General features: G+C 75.0%; 22 protein-coding genes. 8 read left to right on the top strand and 14 right to left on the bottom strand.

The annotated features are described in order from the left end of the window. Positions 1-22: 22 nt before the first annotated feature. Together HK417_RS06785 and HK417_RS06790 are read right to left on the bottom strand one after the other, a co-directional pair. Positions 23-574 carry a hypothetical protein gene (locus HK417_RS06785; protein WP_222264696.1) on the bottom strand — a complete coding sequence of 184 codons (552 nt, stop codon included), beginning with the start codon at positions 572-574 and terminating at the stop codon, positions 23-25. Continuing rightward, entirely contained in the window at positions 571-1,512 is a 942-nt protein-coding gene (locus HK417_RS06790; RefSeq protein ID WP_308123420.1) for a mechanosensitive ion channel family protein, read from the bottom strand. The genes HK417_RS06785 and HK417_RS06790 overlap by 4 nt, the downstream gene beginning before the upstream one ends. Before the next feature lie 275 nt (positions 1,513-1,787). Between HK417_RS06790 and HK417_RS06795 the strand changes: the two genes are divergently transcribed. The 3 genes from HK417_RS06795 (at position 1,788) to HK417_RS06805 (ending at position 3,678) form a co-directional block, all read left to right on the top strand. Continuing rightward, positions 1,788-2,264 carry a BCCT family transporter gene (locus HK417_RS06795; protein ID WP_308123421.1) on the top strand — a complete coding sequence of 159 codons (477 nt, stop codon included), beginning with the start codon at positions 1,788-1,790 and terminating at the stop codon, positions 2,262-2,264. Next, positions 2,264-2,590 (top strand): BCCT family transporter, encoded by a 327-nt coding sequence (locus HK417_RS06800; RefSeq protein WP_222264698.1) that lies wholly within the window; start codon positions 2,264-2,266, stop codon positions 2,588-2,590. Before HK417_RS06795 ends, HK417_RS06800 begins: the two co-directional genes overlap by 1 nt. A gap of 104 nt (positions 2,591-2,694) precedes the next feature. Then, positions 2,695-3,678: an acyl-CoA dehydrogenase family protein gene (locus HK417_RS06805; protein WP_222264700.1), complete on the top strand. Its 984-nt coding sequence runs from the start codon at positions 2,695-2,697 to the stop codon at positions 3,676-3,678. Between the two features lies 1 nt (position 3,679). On the opposite strand, the gene HK417_RS06810 is transcribed toward HK417_RS06805, so the two are convergent. From HK417_RS06810 to HK417_RS06825, 4 genes are all read right to left on the bottom strand, one after another. After that, positions 3,680-4,516, bottom strand: a complete 837-nt coding sequence (locus HK417_RS06810) for an ABC transporter ATP-binding protein (protein ID WP_308123422.1) — start codon at positions 4,514-4,516, stop codon at positions 3,680-3,682. Beyond that, positions 4,513-5,604 carry a FecCD family ABC transporter permease gene (locus tag HK417_RS06815; RefSeq protein ID WP_222264702.1) on the bottom strand — a complete coding sequence of 364 codons (1,092 nt, stop codon included), beginning with the start codon at positions 5,602-5,604 and terminating at the stop codon, positions 4,513-4,515. Before HK417_RS06815 ends, HK417_RS06810 begins: the two co-directional genes overlap by 4 nt. Continuing rightward, on the bottom strand, positions 5,601-6,665 hold the full coding sequence (locus HK417_RS06820; RefSeq protein WP_222264704.1) for a FecCD family ABC transporter permease: 1,065 nt from the start codon (positions 6,663-6,665) through the stop codon (positions 5,601-5,603). The genes HK417_RS06815 and HK417_RS06820 overlap by 4 nt, the downstream gene beginning before the upstream one ends. Before the next feature lie 110 nt (positions 6,666-6,775). After that, positions 6,776-7,363 (bottom strand): TetR/AcrR family transcriptional regulator, encoded by a 588-nt coding sequence (locus HK417_RS06825; RefSeq protein WP_222264706.1) that lies wholly within the window; start codon positions 7,361-7,363, stop codon positions 6,776-6,778. A gap of 126 nt (positions 7,364-7,489) precedes the next feature. On the opposite strand from HK417_RS06825, the gene HK417_RS26400 reads away from it, so the two are divergent. Both HK417_RS26400 and HK417_RS06835 read left to right on the top strand, forming a co-directional pair. Then, on the top strand, positions 7,490-8,683 hold the full coding sequence (locus HK417_RS26400; protein ID WP_222264708.1) for an acyl-CoA dehydrogenase family protein: 1,194 nt from the start codon (positions 7,490-7,492) through the stop codon (positions 8,681-8,683). Between the two features lie 51 nt (positions 8,684-8,734). Continuing rightward, positions 8,735-9,001, top strand: a complete 267-nt coding sequence (locus HK417_RS06835) for a DUF2277 domain-containing protein (RefSeq protein ID WP_222264710.1) — start codon at positions 8,735-8,737, stop codon at positions 8,999-9,001. 6 nt (positions 9,002-9,007) lie between these two features. Here HK417_RS06835 and ilvA read toward each other — a convergent pair whose 3' ends face one another. Then, positions 9,008-10,312, bottom strand: coding sequence for a threonine ammonia-lyase IlvA (gene ilvA / locus HK417_RS06840; RefSeq protein ID WP_222264712.1), 1,305 nt, complete (start codon positions 10,310-10,312; stop codon positions 9,008-9,010). Between the two features lie 35 nt (positions 10,313-10,347). Continuing rightward, a complete protein-coding gene (locus tag HK417_RS06845) occupies positions 10,348-11,274 on the bottom strand; it encodes an SDR family NAD(P)-dependent oxidoreductase (RefSeq protein WP_222264714.1) in 927 nt (308 codons plus the stop codon). A gap of 162 nt (positions 11,275-11,436) precedes the next feature. Here HK417_RS06845 and HK417_RS06850 point away from each other — a divergent pair, with 162 nt between their 5' ends. Then, complete coding sequence (locus HK417_RS06850; RefSeq protein ID WP_222264716.1) at positions 11,437-14,811, top strand: pyruvate carboxylase; 3,375 nt, start codon at positions 11,437-11,439, stop codon at positions 14,809-14,811. Between the two features lie 61 nt (positions 14,812-14,872). Here HK417_RS06850 and HK417_RS06855 read toward each other — a convergent pair whose 3' ends face one another. Next, the gene (locus HK417_RS06855) at positions 14,873-15,235 is read right to left on the bottom strand and encodes a globin domain-containing protein (protein ID WP_222264717.1); all 363 of its coding nucleotides are present in this window, start codon (positions 15,233-15,235) and stop codon (positions 14,873-14,875) included. Between the two features lie 200 nt (positions 15,236-15,435). Next, positions 15,436-16,128: a maleylpyruvate isomerase family mycothiol-dependent enzyme gene (locus HK417_RS06860; RefSeq protein WP_222264719.1), complete on the bottom strand. Its 693-nt coding sequence runs from the start codon at positions 16,126-16,128 to the stop codon at positions 15,436-15,438. Positions 16,129-16,240: 112 nt separating this feature from the next. On the opposite strand from HK417_RS06860, the gene HK417_RS06865 reads away from it, so the two are divergent. Continuing rightward, entirely contained in the window at positions 16,241-17,155 is a 915-nt protein-coding gene (locus HK417_RS06865) for a GlxA family transcriptional regulator (protein ID WP_222264720.1), read from the top strand. Continuing rightward, positions 17,152-19,794, top strand: coding sequence for a Na+/H+ antiporter NhaA (gene nhaA, locus HK417_RS06870; protein ID WP_222264722.1), 2,643 nt, complete (start codon positions 17,152-17,154; stop codon positions 19,792-19,794). The genes HK417_RS06865 and nhaA overlap by 4 nt, the downstream gene beginning before the upstream one ends. Positions 19,795-19,827: 33 nt before the next feature. Here nhaA and HK417_RS26110 read toward each other — a convergent pair whose 3' ends face one another. From HK417_RS26110 to HK417_RS06890, 4 genes are all read right to left on the bottom strand, one after another. Further along, complete coding sequence (locus HK417_RS26110) at positions 19,828-20,784, bottom strand: methyl-accepting chemotaxis protein (RefSeq protein WP_222264725.1); 957 nt, start codon at positions 20,782-20,784, stop codon at positions 19,828-19,830. Between the two features lies 1 nt (position 20,785). Further along, positions 20,786-21,364: a PAS domain-containing protein gene (locus tag HK417_RS06880; RefSeq protein WP_222264727.1), complete on the bottom strand. Its 579-nt coding sequence runs from the start codon at positions 21,362-21,364 to the stop codon at positions 20,786-20,788. 65 nt (positions 21,365-21,429) lie between these two features. Then, positions 21,430-22,689, bottom strand: a complete 1,260-nt coding sequence (locus HK417_RS06885; protein WP_222264729.1) for a glutathionylspermidine synthase family protein — start codon at positions 22,687-22,689, stop codon at positions 21,430-21,432. Beyond that, positions 22,686-23,102 (bottom strand): hypothetical protein, encoded by a 417-nt coding sequence (locus HK417_RS06890; protein WP_222264731.1) that lies wholly within the window; start codon positions 23,100-23,102, stop codon positions 22,686-22,688. Before HK417_RS06890 ends, HK417_RS06885 begins: the two co-directional genes overlap by 4 nt. Between the last annotated feature and the right edge of the window lie 180 nt (positions 23,103-23,282).

The following is a 23,282-nucleotide window of genomic DNA, read 5'->3' on the forward strand; positions in this document are numbered from 1 at the left end:
CCCGGTCCCCCCGGCGGCCGGGTCAGCCGGTCGGCTCCGCGGGGGCGTCGTCGGTGGGGGCCGGCGCCTGGCTGGTGGTGGCCGGCGCGCGGGACGTCGTCGGCGCCGAGGTCGTCGGCTCCTCCTCGTCGTCCGTCGGCGGAGCCGAGGTGGAGGTCTGCCGGCCGGTGGTCGCCGGGGCGGTCGGGTCCGCGTCGGTGGTGTCCGCCGGGTCGCTGGTCGGCGCCTCCGGGTCGGCGGTCTCCGCCGGCGTCGACTCCGGGGCCGGGACCGGGCTGGTGGGCGGCGGCAGCACGTCCGAGGCGGGCACACGCAGGGTCTGACCCGTGGTGGTGGTCACCGTCGTGTACTCCACGGGGTCCGGCCGCACCGCGACGTACAGGGCGAAGAGCAGCAGGAACAGGGAGCCGAGCACCAGGGTCGACGTGCGCGCGCGGCCGATCCGGGCGGGCAGCTTCCCGCCCGGCCACAGCCGCGAGCGGCGGGTGGCCGGCATCGTGGTGACGGCCGGCTGCACCCCGGTCTGCTGCTGCACCGTGGTCGGTCGGTCGTCCGGCGAGTGCCGAGGGCTCATGCCGCACCTCCACTGCGTGCCCGGTCCTCGGCCAGGGCCTCCTCCTGCACGCTGCGGGCGTCGCCGTCCTCGGCGGAGGTGGCGCGCAGCGCCACGCCCTCCCGGGAGAGTGCCAGCGCCACGCGGGCCCGGAGGTCACGCCCCACCTCGAACTGCTTGCCCGGCAGGGTCCGGGCCACCATCCGCAGGTTGACCTCGTCGAGGGCCAGGCTCTCCACGCCCATGACGCTGGGCGCGTCGAGCAGCAGCCGGTGCAGGCGGGGGTCGTCGAACGCCTTCTTTCCGACGTCGCGGAGCACCTCCTGCACCCGGGTGACGTCGGTGGTGGCCGGGACGGGGACGTCGACCACCGCCCGCGCCCAGTCGCGGGAGAGGTTGACCACCTTGACGATCTGACCGTTCGAGATCGTCACCACCTCGCCGTCGGGCGAGCGCAGCCGGGTGATCCGCAGCGTGACGTCCTCGACGGTCCCGTTGGCCGACTCGGCGCTGCCGGTCACCGCGATGGAGACGACGTCGCCGAAGCCGTACTGCCGCTCGGTGATCAGGAAGAAGCCGGCCAGCACGTCGCCGACGACCCGCTGCGCGCCGAACCCGAGCCCGACGCCCAGCACGGTCGCCGGCGCGACCAGCCCGGTGACCGGGACGCCGAGGGTCTCCAGCACGAAGAACACGGCGATGCACCAGATCAGCACGATGCCGACCCAGGTGATCACCTGGGTCAGCGAGTGCCGGTGCTTCGCCGCCTCCGAGCGCACCAGGGCGTCGGAGCCGGTGTAGTTGGCGTCGATCCGGTCGGTGATCCGGTTCCCGGCCCAGCTCACGAACCGGGCCAGCAGCGTGGCCCCGATCAGGATCAGCAGGGCCTCGAGACCGGGCCCGCGGAACCAGTTCCAGACGTCCTCTAGCGCTTCGATCGGTGCACCTCCATCCCGCACCCATCTTGGCCCGTCGCCTCCGTCACATGCGCCTCGGGGGGCCTTCCTGTGGCCTGCGTGTGTCGCCGATGTGCGTGCTGACGATGACTCACAGTGATGGGTTTGAGATCAACTCGGTGTGCAGCCCCTCCGCATCCAGCGCACGGTGGGGCGACTGTCCCCAGCCCAGGGCCGCCATCCCTGTCGTAACCACCTGAGTAAGGGAGAGGCGCCCGACCCGAGCGCCGTATCCAGCTGTGAGCACATCCCCCGCACGACATGGTGACGAGCGCGCAGTGTTCATCACGGACAGTGATCAATCGATGGCGGACGCGCACCCGGCGTTGGCCGAGCCGCCGGCCCCGGAGGCCGATCGGGGTGGGCTGGACACCGTCGTCTTCGGCGTGGCCGCCGCCGTCGCGCTGGCCTTCGTCGTCTGGGGGTTCGCCTCTCCGACCGGCCTCGGCAGTGTGAGCTCCACCGCGCTGGTCTGGATCGAGGAGAACCTGGGCTGGCTGTTCGTCACGCTGGCCTCGGCGTTCGTCGTCTTCGTCCTGTGGCTGGCGGCCAGCCGGTACGGCCGGATCCCGCTGGGCCGCGACGACGAGGCGCCGGAGTTCCGCACCGTCTCCTGGATCGCGATGATGTTCAGCGCCGGCATGGGGATCGGGCTGATGTTCTACGGCGTCGCCGAGCCGCTGGCGCACTACGTCTCCCCGCCGCCGGGTACCGCGGAGGGGGAGAGCAGATCGTCGTCTTCTGGGGCGTCGTGATGGGCGCGGTCGCGGCGATCATGCTGCTGGTCGGCGGGGACGACGCCCTCACCGGGCTGCAGAACCTGACGATCATCGCGGCGCTGCCGTTCGCGCTGGTCATGATCGGCATGGCGGTCGCGCTGGCCAAGGACCTGCGCTCCTATCCGCTGATGCTGCGGCGGGCGTATGCCACGGGCGCCGTCGAGCAGGCCGTCGTCGAGGGGATCACCCGGCACGGCGACGACTTCGTGCTCGTGGTCGAGCCCGCCCCGTGCGCGGACGACACGCCCAACACGGTCGCCTTCCTGCCCGCGGACGTGCCGGCCGGCCGCCCGCGGGACTGAGGTCGAGCCGTCCCGTCGACCGGTGGACCGGGACCCAGCCCGGCTCGACGGTCGCTCCGGAGGCTCACCCCCCGCCGACCGCCGGCTCCCGGCACGATGACGGGGTGACCGACGTCGTCGCCCGTGCCCGTGCCCTCGCCGACGACGTGCTGTTCCCCGCCGCCGGGGCGGTCGAGACGGCCGGTGCCGTGCCGGCCGACCACCTGGACGCGCTCGCCGCGGCCGGCCTGTACGGCCTGACCGGCCCCGCCGACGCCGGCGGGCTGGACGCGGACCGCGCCACGGTCGCCGCCGTCGTGGAGGAACTGGCCGCCGGCGACCTGACCACGACGTTCATCTGGCTCCAGCACCTCGGCGTCGCGGGCATGCTCGGGAACGGCCCGGCGGAGCTGCGGCAGACGTTCCTCGCCGACCTGTGCGCCGGTCGCCGCCGGGCGGGCATCGCGTTGCAGGCCGCCGTCCGCCCCGGGCCGCCGGCGATCCGGGCGCGCCGCGAGGGGGAGCACCTCGTGCTGGACGGCGCCGTCCCCTGGGTGACCGGCTGGGGCCACATCGACCTGCTCCTGGTGGCGGCCCGGGACGGGGACCAGGTGTGCTTCGTGCTCGTCGACGCGGTGGCCGGGCCCACCCTGGGCGTGACCCCGCAGCGGATGGTCGCGGTGGAGGCCAGCGCCACCGTGGAGCTCGCGCTCACCGGCCACCGGGTGCCCGCGGGCCGGCTGCTGGTCGTCGTCCCCCTGGCCGATCTGGTCGCCGGCGACCCGGCGGGGCTGCGGCTCAACGGGTCGCTCGCGCTCGGCGTCGTCGCGCGCTGCGCCCGGCTCATCGGCCCCTCACCGCTGGACGGCGACCTCGCCGCCGCCCGCGCCCGGCTCGACGCGGCCGGCCCGGAGGAGCTGCCCGCGGCCCGGGCGCACGCCGCCGCCCTCGCCCACCGCGCCGCCGGGCTGCTGGTAGCGGTCACCGGCAGCCGGGCAGTGCTGGCGGGTGCGCACGCGCAGCGGCTGGCCCGGGAGGCGCTGTTCCTGCTGGTGTTCGGCTCGCGGCCGGCGATCAGGCAGGCACTGGTCGCCGAGCTGGGCGGCTGAGCTACCGCAGCCGGCGGACCGGCACCACCATCGGTGTGCCGGACACCGGATCGGGCACCACCCGCGCCTCCAGCTCGAAGACGTCGGCGAGCAGCTGCTCGGTGAGCACCTCGCCGGGCGTGCCGGAGGCCACCAGCACGCCGTCCTTCATCGCGACGAGCCGCTCGGCGTAGCGGGCGGCGAGGTTGAGGTCGTGCAGCACGACGACGACGGTGCGGCCCCGCTCGGTGTGCAGCCGGCCGATGAGCTCCAGGACGTCGACCTGGTGGGCGAGGTCGAGATAGGTCGTGGGCTCGTCCAGCAGCAGCAGGTCGGTGCCCTGGGCCAGCGCCATCGAGATCCAGGCGCGCTGCCGCTGCCCGCCGGAGAGGGCGTCGACCGGGGCGTCGGCGTGCTCGGCCATGTCGGTCCAGGTGAGCGCCTCGGTGACGATCGCCTCGTCGTCCGACGACCACTGGCGCAGCCAGCTCTGGTGCGGGTGCCGGCCCCGGGCCACCAGGTCGGCGACGGTCAGCCCCTCGGGCGCGAGCGGGGTCTGCGGCAGCAGGCCCAGGACCTTGGCGACCTCGCGGGTCGGGGTGGCGGTGATCGCCCGGCCGTCGAGCAGCACGGTGCCCTCGGTGGGCCGCAGCAGCCGGCCCAGCGCGCGGAGCAGGGTGGACTTGCCGCAGCCGTTGGGCCCGACGATCGCGGTGAACGACCCGTCGGTGAGCGCCAGGTCCAGATCCGCGACGACGACCTTCTCGCCGTAGGCGAGCCGGACGCCGTCCGCCGCGAGCCGGACGGCGGGTGCCGCGCCGGTGGAGGTCCCGGCGGAGGGGGAGGTCAGGGCAGTCACAGGGTCGATCGCCGCCTTCCGCGGACGAGGAGCCAGAGCAGGTAGGGCGCGCCGACCACGGCGATGACCACACCGACCGGGAACGTCTCGGGGAACGCGGTCCGGGCGACCAGGTCGCTCAGCACCAGGAGCAGCGCGCCGAGCAGCGCGGAGGCGACCAGCGGCGGCCGGGAGCCGCCGGTCAGCCGGACGGCGATCTGCGGGACCACCAGCGCGACGAACTGGATCGGCCCGGCCGCGGAGACCGCGAACGCCGCCAGGCAGACCGCGACCAGCACGACGGTGCCCTGGGCGAGCGGCACCCGGATCCCGAGGCCGCGCGCGGTCTCGTCACCGAACTGCAGCACCCCCAGCACCCGGGTCAGTGCCAGGGCGGCGGGGAACAGGACCAGCAGCGCCACGGCCAGCGGCAGCGCCTGTCCCCAGCCGCGGCCGTGCAGCGACCCGGAGATCCACACGTTGGCGGCCGCCGCGTCGGTGATCTCGCTGCGGGTGAGCAGGTAGGAGACCAGCGCCTGGGTGAACGCCGACAGGCCGACGCCGACCAGCACCAGCCGGTACCCGTCGATGCCCCTCCGCCACGCCAGGCCGAAGATGAGCGCCGCCACGGCCAGCGCGCCGAGCAGCGCCGTGGCCGGCGTCCCGAGCCCGCCCAGGACGGCGCCGGCCCCGGCGGCCCCGCCGAGCACGATGACCGCGACCGCGCCCACGGCCGCGCCACCGGTGACGCCGAGGATGTCCGGGCTGGCCAGCGGGTTGCGGGCGAAGGTCTGGATGAGCGCGCCGGAGACGCCCAGGGCCAGGCCGACCAGCAGGCCGACGACGATCCGCGGGGCGCGCAGCTCCAGCACGATGAACCGCTGGGTGTCGTCCCCGGCGCCGACGAGGGCACCGAGCACCTCTAGCACGCTGATCGGGAAGTCGCCGCGGCCCAGGCTGACCGCGCAGGCGAGCACCAGGGCGGCCAGCACGGCCAGCGGGACGACGAGCGGGCGGAGCCGGTAGGCGCCGGAGACGGGACCGACCCGCAGCGCGCGCCGCGGCCGGGCATGGGTACCCGGCGTCCGGGTGGGGGCGGCGAGCGTCACAGCTGGACCAGCCGGCGGCGGCGGACCAGGGCGACGAAGAACGGCGTGCCGACCACCGCGAGCACGATCCCGACCTGCAGCTCGCCGGGGCGGGCCACGACCCGGCCCAGCACGTCGGCGACCAGCAGGGACACCGCACCCAGCAGGCCCGCGTAGGGGACCAGCCACCGGTGGTCGGGGCCGGTGATCGCCCGGGCGACGTGCGGGACGACCAGGCCGACGAACGCGATCGGCCCGCAGGCGGCGGTGGCGGCGCCGGTGAGCAGTGTGGTCGCGGCCAGCCCGGTGCCGCGGGCCAGCCAGATCCGCTGGCCCAGGCCGCGGGCGACGTCCTCGCCGAGGCGGAGCGTGTTGAGCGCCGGCGCGTTGACCACCGCGAGCACCACGCCCAGGACGATGAACGGCGCGACCTGCGTGGCGATCGAGAGGTCCCGGCCGGACAGGGCCCCGACGATCCAGAAGCGGTAGGCGTCGAGGGTGGTCCGTTCCCGGATGGTCAGCGCCTGCACCAGCGCGAACAGCAGCGCGGTGAGCGCGGCGCCGGCGAGGGCCAGGCTGACCGGGGTCGCGCCGCCCCGGCCCGAGCCGCCGATCGCGAAGACCGCCACGCTGCCCAGCAGCGCGCCGGCGAAGGCGAACCAGACGTAGCCGCTGGGCGCGGTGATGCCGAGCAGCGAGACGGCCAGCACCACGGCGAACGCGGCTCCGGCGGTGACGCCGAGCAGCCCGGGGTCGCCGAGCGGGTTGCGGGTGTGGCCCTGCATGAGCGCGCCGGAGATCCCGAGGGCGGTCCCGGCGAGCAGGCCGAGCAGCGTGCGGGGCACCCGCAGCTCCCGGACGATGATCGCGTCGTCCCCGGGCACCGAGGAGTCGGTGAGCGCCTGCCAGACGGTGCCGAGCCCGATGGAGCGGGTGCCGACGGCGATGCTCAGCGCGCACGCGGCGAGGACCAGGAGGACGAGCAGCCAGAGCCCGGCCGTGCGGGACACCCCGCCGCGCAGCAGGCCCCCGCGGGGTCGGTCCGCCGCCGGGACGGGCCGGGTGGCCGTGCGCTGCGCCACGTGCGGCTCCTGGGGGACGGCGGGCAGGCCGGACGTCGGGCCGGCACGGTTAGGCTCACCTTACCCAGGGATCCCGGGCGGCACGCCCCCCGGGTGCGGGACGGGGTTCTTCAGCGGGGGGCGATCCCGGCGACGACGAGGTCGGCGAGCTCCCGGTAGGCCGCGGCGTCGTCCATCCCGGTGGCGGCGAGGACGTCGCCGCGGTGGATCGCCGCCATCACCTGGGCGACCGCGACGCCGACGAACGAGGCGTGCACCGGCCGGACCGTGCCGGCCGCGACGCCCTCGCCGACCAGCTGCTGCACCCGGGCGGCGGCCGCGCGGGTGTTGCGCTCGTAGATCTCCCGGGCCGGCGCGAACGCGGCGACGTCGGCGAAGAACGCCGGGGAGGCCGGCTGCAGCTGCTCGGCGACGGCGAGCAGGTAGGCGCTGATCCGCTCGCGGTGGTCGCCGGTCGAGGCGATCCGCGACTCCACGGCGGCGGTGGCGGTCTGGAAGAACCGCTTCACCGCGGCCACCACGAGCTGTTCCTTGCTGGCCGCGATGCCGTACAGCGTGCTCTTGGAGCAGTGCAGCCGGCGGGCGAGGTCGTCGAGCGTGAACGTGGCGAAGCCCTCGGCCAGCACGAGGGCCACCAGCTCGTCGAGCAGCTCCGCGCGCCGGCGGGTGCGGGCGGTACGCGTGTCCAACGACGTCATGGCGGCCTCCTCGGGGCTGCCGGAGGGTAGCAACGGGAAGCGGTTGAGTACGCGCGTCAGTACTGCGTATCGTTCTGCAGTACTGAAGGCCGGACGACGTCGTCCGGTCGCTGCCGGAGGTGTGCCGTGCCCGTCCGTCGTCTCGTGCCCTCGCAAGAGGCCGCCGACCTCCTCGACCTGACCCGGCAGCTGGCCCGCGAGGAGCTCGCGCCGCGGGCGGCCGCCGCCGAGGCCGCCGAGGCGTTCCCCCGCGACGTCTTCCGGACCCTCGGCCGCGCCGGGCTGCTCGGCCTGCCCTTCGCCGAGGAGCACGGCGGCGGGGGGCAGCCGTACGAGGTCTACCTGCAGGTGCTCGAGGAGCTGGCCGCGGCCTGGGCGAGCGTCGCGGTCGGCGTCAGCGTGCACGGGCTGTCCTGCGTCGCGCTGGCCACCGCCGGCACGCCCGAGCAGCAGCAGCGGCTGCCGGAGCTCCTCGGCGGCGAGCTGCTGGGCGCCTACTGCCTCTCCGAGCCGCACGCCGGCTCCGATCCCGCCGCCATGCGCACCCGCGCGGTCCGCGACGGCGACGGCTACGTGCTCACCGGCGACAAGGCGTGGACGACGCACGGCGGGGTGGCCGACTTCTACACGGTGATGGCGCGGACCTCCGAGGACCGCTCCCGCGGCATCTCCTGCTTCCTGGTGCCCGGCGACGCCCCCGGCTTGTCCGCCGACGCCCCGGAACGGAAGATGGGCCTGACCGGCTCCACCACGGCGACCATGCGGCTGGACGGCGTGCGGGTGTCCGCCGACCGGCTGATCGGAGCCGAGGGGCAGGGGCTGTCGCTCGCGCTGGGCGCGCTGGACGCGGGGCGGCTGGGCATCGCCGCCGTCGCGACCGGCCTGGCGCAGCGCGCGCTGGACGACGCGGTGGCCTACGCCCGGGAGCGGGAGACCTTCGGCGTCCCGATCATCGAGCACCAGGGCCTGGCCTTCCTGCTCGCGGACATGGCCGCCGCCGTCGAGACCTCCCGCGCCATGTACCTCGCCGCCGCCCGGCTGCGCGACGCCGGGCAGCCGTACGGCCAGCAGGCGGCGATCGCCAAGCTGGTGGCGACCGACAACGCGATGAAGGTGACCACCGACGCCGTCCAGGTGCTCGGCGGCTACGGCTACACCCGCGACTTCCCGGTCGAGCGGTACATGCGGGAGGCGAAGGTCATGCAGATCTTCGAGGGCACCAACCAGATCCAGCGGCTGGTGATCAGCCGGGCGCTGGCCCGGGACGACGTCCGGACCACGACCGTCACCCCCGGCACCCCGCTCGCCCTCGCCCGCTAGGGACGCTCGCCGAGGGGCGGAGATGGCCATTTCCGCCCGTAGGGTGGCCGCATGTGTCGGAACATCCACGTCCTGCACAACCTGGAACCCGCGACGACGTCGGACGAGGTCCGCGCCGCTGCGCTGCAGTACGTGCGCAAGGTGAGCGGCTACGCCAAGCCCTCGCAGGCCAACCAGGCCGCGTTCGACCGGGCCGTCGCGGAGATCGCCCACGCCACCGAGCACCTGCTCGCGGACCTGGTCACCAACGCGGCGCCGCGGGACCGCGAGGTGCTCGCCGCCCAGGCCCGCGAACGCTCCGCCGCCCGCTACGGGTAGGGGCCGCTACAGCGAGGGGCCGGAGACCAGGTAGCGGTAGGCGGTGCTGCCGGGCTCCAGGTGCTGGATCCGCAGCGGCCCGGCCTCGATCCGGGCCAGCAGCGGCGCCAGGCCGGCCGGGCTGCCCAGCTCGATCCCGGTCAGCGCCGCGCCGGTCTCCCGGTTGTCCCGCTTGACGTACTCGAACAGCACGATGTCGTCGTCGGGGCCGAGCACCTCGTCCAGGAAGCGCCGCAGCGCACCGGGCTCCTGTGGGAACTCGACCAGGAAGTAGTGTTTGAGCCCCTGGTGCACCAGGGACCGCTCGACCACCTCGGCGTACCGGCTGACGTCGTTGTTGCCGCCGGAGAGCAGGCAGACGACGGTCTGCCCCGGCTCGACGGTCACCTGCCCGCCGGTCAGCGCCGCCGTGGCCAGCGCCCCGGCGGGCTCGGCGATCAGCCCGTCGACCTGGTACAGCTCCAGCATCTCGGTGCAGACGTGTCCCTCGGGCACGGTCACGAGCTCCGCGCCGCTGGCCCACACCAGCGGGAAGGTGACCGCGCCGGCGCGGCGCACCGCGGCCCCGTCCACGAAGGTGTCGATCGCGGGCAGCTCCACCGGCCGGCCGGCCGCCAGGGCCGCCGCCATGCTCGCCGCACCCGCCGGCTCCACCCCCACCAGCCGAGTGCCCGGGCTGCGCTGCCGCAGCCAGGTGGCGCAGCCGGCCAGCAGCCCGCCGCCCCCGACCGGGACCACCAGCACGTCCGGTGGCGCACCGAGCTGGTCCAGCACCTCCACCGCGACGGTGGCCTGCCCGGCCACCGTGGGCAGCGCGTCGAACGCGGGCACCAGCGTCGCCCCGGTCGTCGCGGCGGAGGCGGCCGCGGCCGCGGCGGCGTCGTCGTAGGTGTCTCCGGTGACGACCAGCTGGACGGCGTCCCCGCCCAGGGCCGCGATCCGCTGCCGCTTCTGCCGCGGCGTCGTCCCCGGGACGAACACCCGGCCCTGCACGCCCAGCACCCGGCACGCGTACGCCACGCCCTGGCCGTGGTTGCCCGCGCTCGCGCACACCGCGCCGGCCGCGCGGCCGGCCGCGTCGAGCTGGCTGATCGTGTTGTACGCGCCGCGCACCTTGTACGACCGGCCGACCTGCAGGTCCTCGCGCTTGACCCAGACCTGCGCGCCGGTCAGCTCGGACAACCGCGCATTGCGCTGCAGCGGGGTGCGCTCGGCGACGCCGGCCAGCCGCCGCACGGCCGCGTCGACCTCGGCGGTGAAGGCCACGCCGGCGGAGGGCCGGCCGGCCGTGGGCAGGAAGGCGTCGGGCATGCCCCGATCCTCACCGATCGGGCCGACCCCGGCGATCAGATGCCGCGGAACGGCCCGCGCGTCGCCTCCTTCTCCGGCACCGGCGCGAAGACGTTGCCGACCGTCGGCGGGGCGAAGTCCCGGGCGTGCGCGAAGATCCGCAGCAGCGGGCTGACGAGCGCGTCGTACACCGGCGGGAACAGCCGGAACCCGGCGATGATCAGCGGGTTGGCGAAGCCGGACTGCTTGAGCCGACGCGGGGCGGCGATCCGGTCGACGACCGCCCGGGCCACCCGCTCCGGGGTGTAGACCGGCGGCGGCGGGTGGCCGGTGTTGCCGAGAACGGTCGCTGCCTGCTTGTAGATCGGCGTCGTCGTCCCGCCGGGCGCGACGGCGGAGACGTGCACGTCGGGCAGGTCGCGGAGCTCCTGCTGCAGCGTGCGGAGCAGGCCGAGCTGGCCCCACTTGGCGGTGACGTAGGCGCCCATCGTCGGCGTCGTCACCGAGGCGAGCAGCGAGCTGACGACGACGAGCGACCCGCGCCGCTGCTCCCGGAACACCGGCAGCACCGCCCGGATGACGTGGAACGTGCCCTGGATGGCGGTGTCCACGACCCGCTCGAACACCTCGGGGTCGAGGTCCTCCAGCTTCCCGTAGGCCATCACCGTCGCGGAGTGGACGACGACGTCCAGCCGCCCGAACGTCCCGGTGGCCCGCTCGACCGCGGCCTGCACGGCGGCCCGGTCCAGGACGTCGCCGGCCACGCACTCGACCGCCCGCGCACCGGCGGCCCGGCACTCCTGGGCGGCGTCCGCGAGGGTCGAGGGGCTGCGGGAGAACAGCACCAGCGAGGCGCCGCGCCGCGCGAACGCCTGCGCGCTGGCGCGGCCGATGCCGCTGGAACCGCCGAAGACGACGACGACCTCGCCGTCGGCCGGAGGGGGTTGCGGGGTGGACCGGGATGCCGTCTGCTCAGCACTCACCGCCCGGCCGTACCCCCACCAGAGCAGCGGCACGCGCGCCGCTGCCGGACGCTCCGGACAGTGACGCGGGTCACTGCCGCCGCCCCGGGGCTCCGCCGCTACCGTCTGCGCACACGAGGAGGGCCGGCGCCGGCCGACCCCCCTGACCGAGAGGACACCCCCGTGTTCGAAAAGGTCCTGGTCGCCAACCGTGGAGAGATCGCCGTCCGCGCCTTCCGGGCCGCGTACGAGCTGGGTGCCGGCACGGTCGCCGTCTTCCCCCACGAGGACCGCAACTCCGTGCACCGGCTCAAGGCCGACGAGAGCTATGAGATCGGGGAGCCCGGGCACCCGGTGCGGGCCTACCTGGACGTGCAGGGGATCGTCCGGGCCGCCCGCCGGGCCGGGGCCGACGCCGTCTACCCCGGCTACGGGTTCCTGTCGGAGAACCCCGACCTCGCCGAGGCGTGCGCGGCCGCGGGCATCACCTTCGTCGGGCCGTCGGCGGAGGTGCTGGAGCTCACCGGCAACAAGGCGCGGGCCATCGCGGCCGCCCGGGAGGCCGGCCTGCCGGTGCTGGGCTCGTCGGAGCCGACCGACGACGTGGACGCGCTGCTGGCGGCGGCGGAGTCGATGGAGTACCCGGTGTTCGTCAAGGCCGTCGCCGGCGGTGGCGGACGGGGCATGCGCAAGGTCGACGAGGCCGGGGCGCTGCGCGGCTCGATCGAGGCGGCGATGCGCGAGGCCGAGTCCGCGTTCGGCGACGCGACCGTCTTCCTGGAGCAGGCGGTCGTCGACCCGCGGCACATCGAGGTGCAGATCCTGGCCGACGGCGCCGGCAACGTGATCCACCTGTACGAGCGGGACTGCTCGGTCCAGCGGCGCCACCAGAAGGTCATCGAGCTCGCGCCCGCCCCGAACCTGGACCCGGCGCTGCGGGAGCGGATCTGCGCCGACGCCGTCGCGTTCGCCCGGGCGATCGGCTACAGCTGCGCCGGCACCGTCGAGTTCCTGGTCGACCCGCAGGGCCGGCACGTGTTCATCGAGATGAACCCGCGGATCCAGGTCGAGCACACGGTGACCGAGGAGGTCACCGACGTCGACCTGGTGCAGTCCCAGCTGCGGATCGCGTCGGGGGAGACCCTCGAGGAGCTGGGGCTCACCCAGGACGCCGTCCAGCTGCGCGGGGCCGCGCTGCAGTGCCGGATCACCACCGAGGACCCGGCCAACGGGTTCCGCCCGGACACCGGACGGATCACCGCCTACCGCTCGCCGGGCGGCGCGGGGGTCCGGCTGGACGGCGCGGCGTCGCTCGGCGCGGAGGTCGGCGCGCACTTCGACTCGATGCTGGTGAAGCTCACCTGCCGGGGCCGCACCTTCGACCTCGCCGTCGCCCGGGCCCGCCGGGCCGTCGCCGAGTTCCGGATCCGCGGCGTGTCCACCAACATCCCGTTCCTGCAGGCGGTGCTCGACGACCCGGACTTCCGGGCCGGCCGGGTGACGACGTCGTTCATCGAGGAGCGGCCGCACCTGCTCACCTCCCGGTCCTCGGCGGACCGCGGCACCAAGCTGCTCACCTACCTGGCCGACGTGACGGTCAACCGGCCGCACGGCGAGCGCCCGCACCTCGTCGACCCGGTGGAGAAGTTGCCGCGCGTCGACCTCGACGCCACCCCGGCGGGAGGGTCCCGGAACCGGCTGCGGGACGTCGGCCCCGAGCGGTTCGCCGCCGACCTGCGGGCGCAGACGGCGCTGGCGGTCACCGACACCACCTTCCGCGACGCGCACCAGTCGCTGCTGGCGACCCGGCTGCGCAGCAGGGACCTGCTCGCCGTCGCCGGGCACCAGGCCCGGCTGCTGCCCGGCCTGCTGTCGATCGAGGCGTGGGGCGGCGCCACCTACGACGTCGCGCTCCGGTTCCTGCACGAGGACCCGTGGGACCGGCTGGCCGCGCTGCGGGAGGCGGTGCCGAACGTCTGCCTGCAGATGCTGCTGCGCGGCCGCAACACCGTCGGCTACACGCCCTATCCGGAGCAGGTGACGACGGCGTTCGTGCAGGAGGCGGCGAGCACCGGCATCGACGTCTTCCGGGTGTTCGACGCCCTCAACGACGTCAGCCAGATGCGGCCGGCGATCGAGGCCGTCCGGGAGACCGGGACGGCGGTCGCCGAGGTCGCGCTCTGCTACACCGGCGACCTGTCCGACCCGGCCGAGAAGCTGTACACCCTCGACTACTACCTGCGGCTCGCCGAGCAGATCGTCGATGCCGGCGCCCACGTGCTGGCGATCAAGGACATGGCCGGCCTGCTGCGCGCCCCCGCCGCGGCGACGCTCGTCCCGGCGCTGCGGGAGCGGTTCGACCTGCCGCTGCACCTGCACACCCACGACACCCCCGGCGGGCAGCTGGCCACGCTGCTCGCGGCCTGGCAGGCCGGCGTCGACGCGGTGGACGGCGCCAGCGCCGCGCTGGCCGGCACCACCAGCCAGCCCGCGCTGTCGAGCATCGTCGCGGCCACCGACCACACCGACCGGGCGACCGGCCTGGACCTGCGGGCGGTCAACGACCTGGAGCCCTACTGGGAGGCGGTGCGGCGGGTCTACGCGCCGTTCGAGTCCGGGCTGCCCGCCCCCACGGGGCGCGTGTACACCCACGAGATCCCCGGCGGGCAGCTGTCCAACCTGCGCCAGCAGGCGATCGCCCTCGGGCTGGGCCAGCGGTTCGAGGAGGTCGAGGGGATGTACGCCGCCGCCGACCGGCTGCTCGGCCACCTGGTGAAGGTCACCCCGTCGTCCAAGGTCGTCGGCGACCTGGCGCTGCAGCTGGTCGGCGCCGGGGTGCCGGTGGACGACTTCGCCGCCGACCCGGGGAAGTTCGACCTGCCCGACTCGGTCGTCGGCTTCCTGCGCGGCGAGCTCGGCGACCCGCCCGGCGGCTGGCCCGAGCCGTTCCGCTCCAAGGCGCTGGAGGGGCGGCGCCCCGCCTCGCCGCCGGCCGAGCTGACCGACGAGGACCTCGACGGGCTGGCGAAGGAGCCGCGGCGCACGCTCAACCGGCTGCTGTTCCCCGGGCCGACCAAGGAGTACGAGCAGCACCGCGAGACCTACGGCGACACCTCCGTGCTCCCGAGCAAGGAATTCCTCTTCGGGCTGCGGCAGGGGGTCGAGCACCCGGTCGATCTCGAGCCCGGTGTCCGGCTGCTCATCAGCATCGAGGCGATCTCCGACGCCGACGAGCGCGGCATGCGCACGGTCATGTGCAGCATGAACGGGCAGCTGCGGCCCGTGTCGGTGCGGGACCGGTCCGTCACGTCCGACGTCCAGCCCACCGAGAAGGCCGACCGGAGCGACCCCGACCACGTCGCGGCCCCCTTCGCCGGCGTCGTCACGGTCTCGGTGTCCGAGGGCGACGACGTCGAGGCCGGGGCGCCGATCGGCACCATCGAGGCGATGAAGATGGAGGCGGCGATCACCGCTCCGCGCGCCGGCAGCATCAAGCGGGTGGCGATCAGCCCGGTGCAGCAGGTGGAGGGCGGCGACCTGCTCGTCGTCCTCGGGTAGGAGGCCCCGTCCCGAGGCTCGCCCCGAGCTTGGCGAGGGGTGAGGAGGACGGGGCCCTTGATCAGCCGTCCCAGCGCGGCACCTCCTGGCAGGGGTGCAGGCCGTCGCCGTCGGTCGCGTACGAGTTCTGGACGGCGACGCGGGTGCCGAACTCCAGGTAGCTGGTGAGCGCGTCCCGGCTCCGCGCGTCGGCCGGGAACCCGGTGGCGTCGGCGGCCGCCACGAACAGGTCGACGAACCGCTGCCGCTGGTCCTCCCGGATCTGCCTGCCCTGGTGCGGCGCGAGCAGCGCCGGGAAGCCGCCCAGGTCGGCGGTGTAGCGGGGCGGCCCCCCGAACACCTCGGCGAGGAACGCGGTGAGGTGGTCGACGTGGCCGTCGTGCCCGTCGCCGAACAGCGGGTGCAGCAGCGGGTCGGCCAGCACGGTGGGGTACCAGGCGGTGCAGGGCCGGTTCGCCGCCGACGTGCGCGTAGAGGGTCGTCGCGGGTGCTGACCGGGGCATGACGTCTCCTCGGATGGGGTGATTACACCGTTGCACTCGCAGGTCCTGCAGGGGAAGGCAGCTCAGCGCGCCGCCCACGCCGCGTCGCCCGTTCGGGAGCGCGGGGTGACCGGTCGCGCGCTCACGGGGTCAGCCGGTCGGCCAGCAGTGCGGTCGCGGCGGCCCGGTCGCCGGTGACGGACAGCCGCGGGTCGGCCGGCGTCGTGCGGCGCCACACGAGCTGGGCCAGAGCCCGCTCGGGACCGGCCACCTCGGCCACCGGGCGGCCGCCGAGCACCCACGACCCGGACGGCGAGGTGAGCCGCACGCCGGCCACCGGGGGTGGCATGCGGCCCAGCCGCACCTGCCGGGGCTGCATCGTGTCGACCACCTCGGCGATGCAGTCCGCGGCCACCGCCGGGTCGACCTCGGCGGCCACCCCGAGCGCGGCGGCCAGGTCGAGCCGGTGCACGAACGTCTCGTGCAACTGGCGGCGGGCCCACCACGCGGCCGTGCCCGGGCCGACGAGGGTGGGACACGGCCGCGCGGCCTCGCCCAGTGCGGCGCGCAGCTCGGCCGCTGCCGCCGGGTAGTCCGCGACCGCGGCGGCTGCCTCGAACGGCGCGTCGTCGGGAAGGGCGGCGTGGGCATCGAGCGCGGTGCACGCCGCCGCCCACCGGTGGATGGCGGTCAGGTGCCTGACCAGGTCCCCGACCGTCCACGGGGCGCAGTCCGGCACCGGCCGGTCGAGGTCCGCGTCGGCGGCGAGCCGGGCGAACTCCTCCTGCTCGGCGGACAGGGCATCGAGGTGCACGAGGGTGCGCGACGGCGTCACGGCGACAGGCTGCCGCGCCGCCGGGCGCCCCGGGAGTGGCAGTCGTGCCGGTGTTCGCCCAGTTCCTGCCACCGCCGCTGGACGGCGGGCGGGCGGGTGCCACCATGCCGTCGTGCACCAGCTCCGGGACGTGGCCGTCGTGGTCGGTGAGGGCGTCAGCGCCTTCGAGTCCTCCATCGCGTGCGAGGTCTTCGGCGTCGACCGCACCGAGGACGGGGTGCCGGCCTTCGACGTCGCGGTCTGCTCCGCCGATCCGGGGCCGGTCCGCAGCCGGCAGGGCTTCTCACTCATCGCCGACCACCGGCTGGACCGGCTGGCCACCGCCGACCTGGTCCTCGTCACACCGTCCAAGGTGGACCTGGGGCCGGGCGGCGACGAGCTCGACGCGCAGCTCTGGGCCGCCGTGGAGCGCGGCGCCCGGGTGGCCAGCCTGTGCAGCGCCGCCTTCACCCTCGCCCGCGCCGGGCTGCTCGACGGACGGCGGGCCACCACCCACCACATGTTCACCGCCCGGCTGGCCGCCGAGTTCCCGCAGGTCACCGTCGTTCCGGACGTCCTGTACGTCGAGGTTCGGCCGGTCCCCACCAGCGCCGGGACGGCCGCCGGGGTGGATCTGTGCCTGCACCTGCCCCGACCGCCCCACGACGGTCGCTGCAGACGGCGATGGCCTGGGCGGGGGAGCGCCTGGACGAGGAGATCGACGTGGCCGGGCTGGTCCCGGCAGGCCGTCATGTCGCCCCGCTCGTTCGCCCGGCGGTTCCGCGCGGAGACCGGTGTGACGCCCTACCAGTGGCTGCTCGAGCAGCGGGTGGCGCTGGCCCGGGTCCTGCTCGAGGAGGGGGACGACTTGATCGACCAGGTGGCCCGCCGGTGCGGGTTCGGGTCGGGGGCCGCGTTCCGACAGCACTTCTCCCGGCTGGTCGGGACCACGCCGACGGCCTACCGGCGGGCGTTCCGCGGTGCCCGGCCGGGACGTCGGACCGATGACTCCCGGCCGTCATGCGCGCGCGGTAGGAAGACCGCGTGACGTCCGCACCCCGCACCGTGAGCCGATCGTCGGGCTCCGGGCACCTGCTCGCCCAGCTGTCGGCGCCCGCGCGCCGGTTCCTGCAGACGGAGGCGTCCAGCGCGGCCCTGCTCGTCCTCGGCACGGTGCTCGCGCTGGCGTGGGCCAACTCGCCGTGGAGCGGCTCCTACGACGGGTTCTGGCACATCGAGCTCACCCTGCGGCTGGGATCGGCGCAGGTCAGCGAGGACCTGCGGCACTGGGTCAACGACGGCCTGATGTGTTTCTTCTTCTTCCTGATCGGCATGGAGGTCCGCCGCGAGCTGAGCATGGGGGAGCTCACCCAGCGTAGCCGGCTGTCGGTGCCCACCCTCGCGGCGATCGCCGGGCTGGTGCTGCCCGCGCTCATCTACCTCGCGATCAACGCCGGCGGCCCGGGCGCGCACGGCTGGGGCATCCCGATGGCCACCGACACCGCGTTCGTGCTCGGCGCCCTCGCCCTGGTCGGTCAGCACACCCCCACCCAGCTGCGGGTCTTCCTGCTGTCGCTGTCGGTGGTCGACGACATCGGCGCGCTCACCGCCATCGCGGTCTTCTACTCCGCGGACATCGACCTGCTCGCGCTGGCGATCGCGGCCCTGTGCATCGTGGCGTTCCAGCTGCTCACCCGGCTGCGGGTGTGGCGCGGACCGGCCTACTTCGCGGTCGGCGTGGTGATGTGGCTGGCGATGCACGCCTCCGGGGTGCACGCCACGATCGGCGCGGTCGTCCTGGGCCTGCTGGTCAGCGCCTACCCACCCCGCCGGGACGAGGTGGAGTCCGCCGGCAGCCTGGCCCGCGCGTTCCGGCAGTCCCCGGACGTCGCCCTGGCCCGGCGGGCGAAGCTGTCGGTGGAGCGGGCCATCTCACCGAACGAGCGGATCGGCGCGCAGCTGGTGCCGTGGAGCAGCTACGTCGTCGTCCCGGTGTTCGCGCTGGCCAACGCCGGGGTGCAGCTGAACACCGAGCTGCTGGGGCGCGCCGTCACCTCACCGATCACGATCGGGGTCTTCCTGGGGCTCGTCGTCGGCAAGCTGCTGGGCATCGGGCTGGCCTCGACGCTCGCGGTCCGGACCGGGATGGGGCAACTGCCGCCGGGGGTCTCGCTGGCCAGCGTGTGGGGCGGCGCCGCGCTCTCCGGCCTCGGCTTCACCGTCTCGCTGTTCGTCACCGACCTGGCCTTCGCGGACCCGGTGCTGCGCGAGGAGGCGATGGTCGGGGTGCTCTCGGCCGCCGTCGTGGCCGCGGCGCTGGGTTCGGTGTGGTTCTGGCAGCTGGGACGCCGGGCGCCCCGGCCGGACACCACCGGGCCGCACCGGCTGGTCCCGCCGGTCGACCCGGCCGTCGACCACGTGCGCGGCCCGGTCGACGCGCCGCTGGACCTGGTCGAGTACGGCGACGTGGAGTGCCCGTTCTGCGGCCGGGCCACCGGCGTGGTCGAGGAGCTGCGGCGGCGGTTCGGCGACGACCTGCGCTACGTCTTCCGGCACCTGCCGCTGCCCGATGTCCACCCGCACGCCGTGCTCGCCGCCGAGGCCACCGAGGCCGCGGGCGCGCAGGGCGCGTTCTGGGCGATGCACGACCGGCTGTTCGCCCACCAGGACCAGCTGGAGGCCGACCAGTTGCTCGACCACGCCGCCGCGCTCGGGCTCGACCTGGGCCGCTTCGCCGAGGAGCTCGGGAAGGGCACCCACGCCGGACGGGTCCGCGCGGACGTGGCCCGCGCCGAGGCCAGCGGCGTGCGGGGCACGCCGACCTTCTTCGTCAACGGCATCCGGCACGACGGCCCGACGACGACGGAGGCGCTGGCCGCCGCACTGCTGGCCACCGACCCCCGGGGGCCGGACCACCGCCCGCTGCCCGAGCCGGAGCCCGCGGGGCCGTTCCGCGCGGCGGTGCTGGTCTCCCCGGCGGTGGCCCTGCCCAGCGTCGAGGGCTTCGAGGAGACCCCCGGGGACAACGCCTCCCCGCGGCTGTCCGAGGAGCACCTCGCGGCGCTGCGCCGGGTCGGCCGGCGGATGAGCACGACCAAGGGGCAGGTGCTGCTGCGCTCGGGCCAGGCGGAGTTCGACTTCTTCGTCGTCCTCTCCGGCCGGGTGGCCGTGGTCGAGGGCCCGCTGGAGGGCCTCCCCGACGGCCAGCGCCCGCACGTCACCAGCATCAACGGGCCGGGGCGCTTCTTCGGCGGGCTCAACATGCTGGCCGGGCAGCGGCCGGTCCGCTCGCTGGTCGTCGCGGAGCCCGGGGAGGTCCTGGTGATCACCCTCGAGCAGCTGCGGGCGGTCTTCGCGCGCAACCGGGAGCTGGGCGAGCTGATCACCCGCTCGTTCCTGCTGCGCCGCGCCATGCTGATCGGCCAGGCCAGCGGCCTGCGGGTGGTCGGTGACCGGCGTTGGCCGGCCAGCGCCGAGCTGCGGCAGGTCCTCACCGACGAGGGGATCGCCCACCAGTGGCTCGACCCGGCCGACGACCCGGCCGCGCGCCGGATCCTGGCCGAGACCGACCAGGACGGCGGGACGGTGCCGGTCGTGCTGAGCCCCGACGGCCGCGTGCTGGTCGAGCCGACCCGCGAGGACCTGGTGCGGTTCGCCAGCGCCTCCCGGGACCTGACGACGACCTGACCACGGCCTGACGCCGGCCGGGAGGTGCGCCGGTCAGCTGCGCATCTCGGCGAGGAAGCCGGTCATCTCCGAGCGCAGCGTCTCGGCCATCTGCGACAGGCCCGGCGACGTCGCGGCGGCGGCGCCCGTGCCGTCCACCGCGGCGGTGATCCCGTCGGCGACCCCGGTCATGTCCGCGACCGTCGTCCCCACCGTGTCCATCACCTCGGCGACGTCGTCGCAGGCGGTGCGCACCGACTCGACCTGCGCGGTGACCCGCTCGGTGGCCCGCGCGGTCTGGTCGGCGAGGTCCTTGACCTCGGAGGCGACCACCGCGAAGCCCCTGCCGGCCTCCCCGGCGCGGGCGGCCTCGATCGTGGCGTTGAGCGCCAGCAGCCGGGTCTGCGCGGCCACCGCGTCGATCAGCGCGATGACCTCCTTGATCTCGCTGGAGGACCGGTTCAGCGAGGCGATCGTCTCCCCGGCGCGGGCCACCTCGGTGCTGGCCGTCGCGGCGGCACCGGTCAGCCCGGCGGCGGACGCGCTCAGCTCGGTGGCCGCCGTCGCGACCTGCTCGGACATCGAGAGCACCACCGACTCGAACTCGTCGGCGAGCGTCAACCGGGTGCTCTGCGCCTCGGCGACCCGGGTCGTCGAGGAGTGCATGACGTCACCGGCGGCGTTGAGGACCCCCGCGCCGCGACGGAACGCCCCGCGCAGACCGCGCTGCAGCACCCGGCGGTGGAACCGGCCGTGCGCCGCCGAGGTGAGCGCCGCGCCGGCCTCCCGGACGAAGGTGTCGGAGACGTCGAGCAGCTGGTTGACGCCGTCCTGCAGCTCGCGCAGCTCGGGCACCTCCCGCGAGCCGGCCACCGCGCGGCTGCGCGCCTCCAGGTCACCGGCCGCCGCGGCCCGGCACACCCGGCTCAGCTCGCGCACGAACGCCCGGTAGAGCTCCAGCTCCTCGGTCGCCGACGGGAACCCCGCCGACCGGGTGGACCGCAGCCCCATCTCAGAACCCTCCCCGGGCGATCAGCGACCAGACGAACTCGTCGTAGGTCAGGCCCTGCTCGGCGAGCACCGAGCAGAGCAGGGCGGCGCCGGCCGCGGCCGCCGCCGGGCCCGAGGTGTGGCGCCGCTCCTCGGCCAGCAGCCGCTGGTACAGCGGGCGCACCGCGGCCAGGGCGCCCGGCGAGGGGGCGCGGCGGCTGGAGTGGTAGCCGACCACCTTCCCCGCCGCGTCGTAGGAGGGGGTCACGTTGGCGAGCACCCAGTAGGTGGCGCCGTCCGCGGCCAGGTTGGCGATGTAGGCGAAGACCTCCTCCCCGCGGGCGAGGGTGTCCCAGAGCAGCGAGAAGACGGCCCGGGGCATCGCCGGGTGGCGGACCAGGTTGTGCGGTCGGCCGATGACCTCCTCCTCGGCGTAGGCGGAGCACCGGAGGAACGACTCGTTGGCGTAGGTGATGACGCCGCGCAGGTCGGTCTTGGAGACGATCAGGTCGTCCGGCGCGAGCAGCCGCTCCTCGCCCGTCGGGCGCAGGGTCCGCCGCTGGTCCCGCGCCGTCCTGGTCGCCGTTGCCGCCGAAGTCACCGGTGGTCCCCCTCTGCCGAGCCCTGCCACGGCTCCTCATCGGCAGGACGCGGGAGGATCGGGACCTAGCGGCCGGGCTCCTCCCAGGCGGCCCGGTGGTCGATGGTGTGCGGGACGAAGAAGGACAGGTCGTCGGTGATCAGCCCGTCCGACTCGCGGATGCCCAGCCCGGCCGCCTCGCCGTCGACCACCCAGGCGCCGAGCACGGGGTGGTGCGGACCGTCCGGCCCGGCGAAGTCCGGCAGCGGGCACAGCTGCTGCAGCACCCAGCCCTCCGCCCCGTAGCGGCCGCCCTGCCGGGCGAGCACGTCCCCGCCCGGGCCGACGAGCTCGACGTTGTTGCCCTCGCGGCCGAGCAGCGGCTTGCGGGCGAAGCCGGTCGCGCTGAGCTCGGCGGCGCGCGGGTCGTCGCCGAAGAACGCCGGCAGCAGGTGCCGGGAGACCACCGGGTCGTTCTCGTAGCGCTGCCACAGCACCGGCAGCAGGCCCTTGGTGGACCACAGCGTCTTCCAGACCGGCTCGATCCAGGCGGTGTCGCCCCACCGCAGGTCGGCGACGACCGAGGGGCCGTACTCGTCGGCCAGCAGCCACTCCCAGGGGTACAGCTTGAAGACGACCTCGAGCCGGTTGCCCCGGGGGTCGTAGAACCGGGCGTCCCCGGTGTCCAGCCCGATCTCCTCGGTGGTCATCACCACCGCCTCGTAGCCGGCCCGCTGCACGCAGTCGGCCATGTAGGCGACGGTCATCCAGTCCTCGCCGCTGGGGTCCCCCTCGGTCCACACCAGGTGCACCCGGCGGGGACGGCGGCCGAAGTGCGCCTCCCAGCGCGACAGGTTCCGCCGCCACGCCGCGACCAGCCGGTCGTCGAGCTGGTTCCACTGGTCGCGGCCCTGCCCGGTCTCCAGGTGCCAGGCCCACTGCACCACCGCGGCCTCCACCAGCGAGGTGGGGGTGTCGGCGTTGAACTCCAGCAGCTTCGGCTCGCCCGCGCCGTCCCACCACAGGTCGAACCGGCCGTAGATGCTCGGCGGCTCGGCGTCCCAGCTGGCGCGGACCACGTCGCGGGCGTCGCGGGGGATCCGCAGCCGGTCCAGCAGCCGCTCGTCGCCGAGGATCACGTCCCCGGCCTCGACGCAGGCGGCGAACAGCAGCTCGGTCGCGTCGGCCAGCCGGTCGATCTCGGCGGCGGAGAAGTCGTAGAAGACGTCCTCCCGCCAGTAGGAACGGACGTCGCCGTCGGGCAGCGAGGTCTTGTTGTAGACCAGGCCCTGCGACTCGATCTCGGCCTCCCAGCCGATCCGGGCCTTGCCGTACAGGCGCCTCACGAGCCGCCGCCACCCCCACCGGAGCCGATGCCGCCGGAGATGCGGGTGCCCGAGGAGACCCGGCCGGAGCTGGGCATGCCGTTCCGGCTGCGGGCCGAGGAGTCCGACGGGTTGATCCGCGTCGCCGCCCCCGTGTACTGCTGGGGGATCGTCTGCCCGACCGAGTACCGGTTGCCGCCGAACCCGCCGAGCAGGAAGAAGAACGGGAGGCCGCCGACGTAGCCGCCGTTGCGCTCGGCCTCCTCGCACTGCTCCTCGTCGACGACCCGGTCCTGCTCGTCGACGCAGTAGACGGTCCGCGCCTCCTGCTCGTCCTCGCCCGTGCCGCAGGCAGCCAGGAAGCCCATGGCGGCGCCGGTCAGGCTGACCGTGCCGATGGCCGCCTTCACCCGGTTGCTCCTCGACGTGCTCACGTCCGCGCTCCTCGTCTGGGGCCCGCCATCCTGTCGTACTGCCGCCCATCCTCACAGCACCGTCCCCAGCGGCCGACCGATGAGTCCGGACGGAGCCGCCGGTCTCAGGGGTGACGGGGCCCGGACGGCGGCCCCCCACGCCGGCCGCTGTGCCGCGCCCGACCCGAGGAGCACTCCGTG

It is taken from the genome of Modestobacter marinus (assembly GCF_019799945.1).
Classification (GTDB): Bacteria; Actinomycetota; Actinomycetes; order Mycobacteriales; family Geodermatophilaceae; genus Modestobacter; species Modestobacter marinus_B.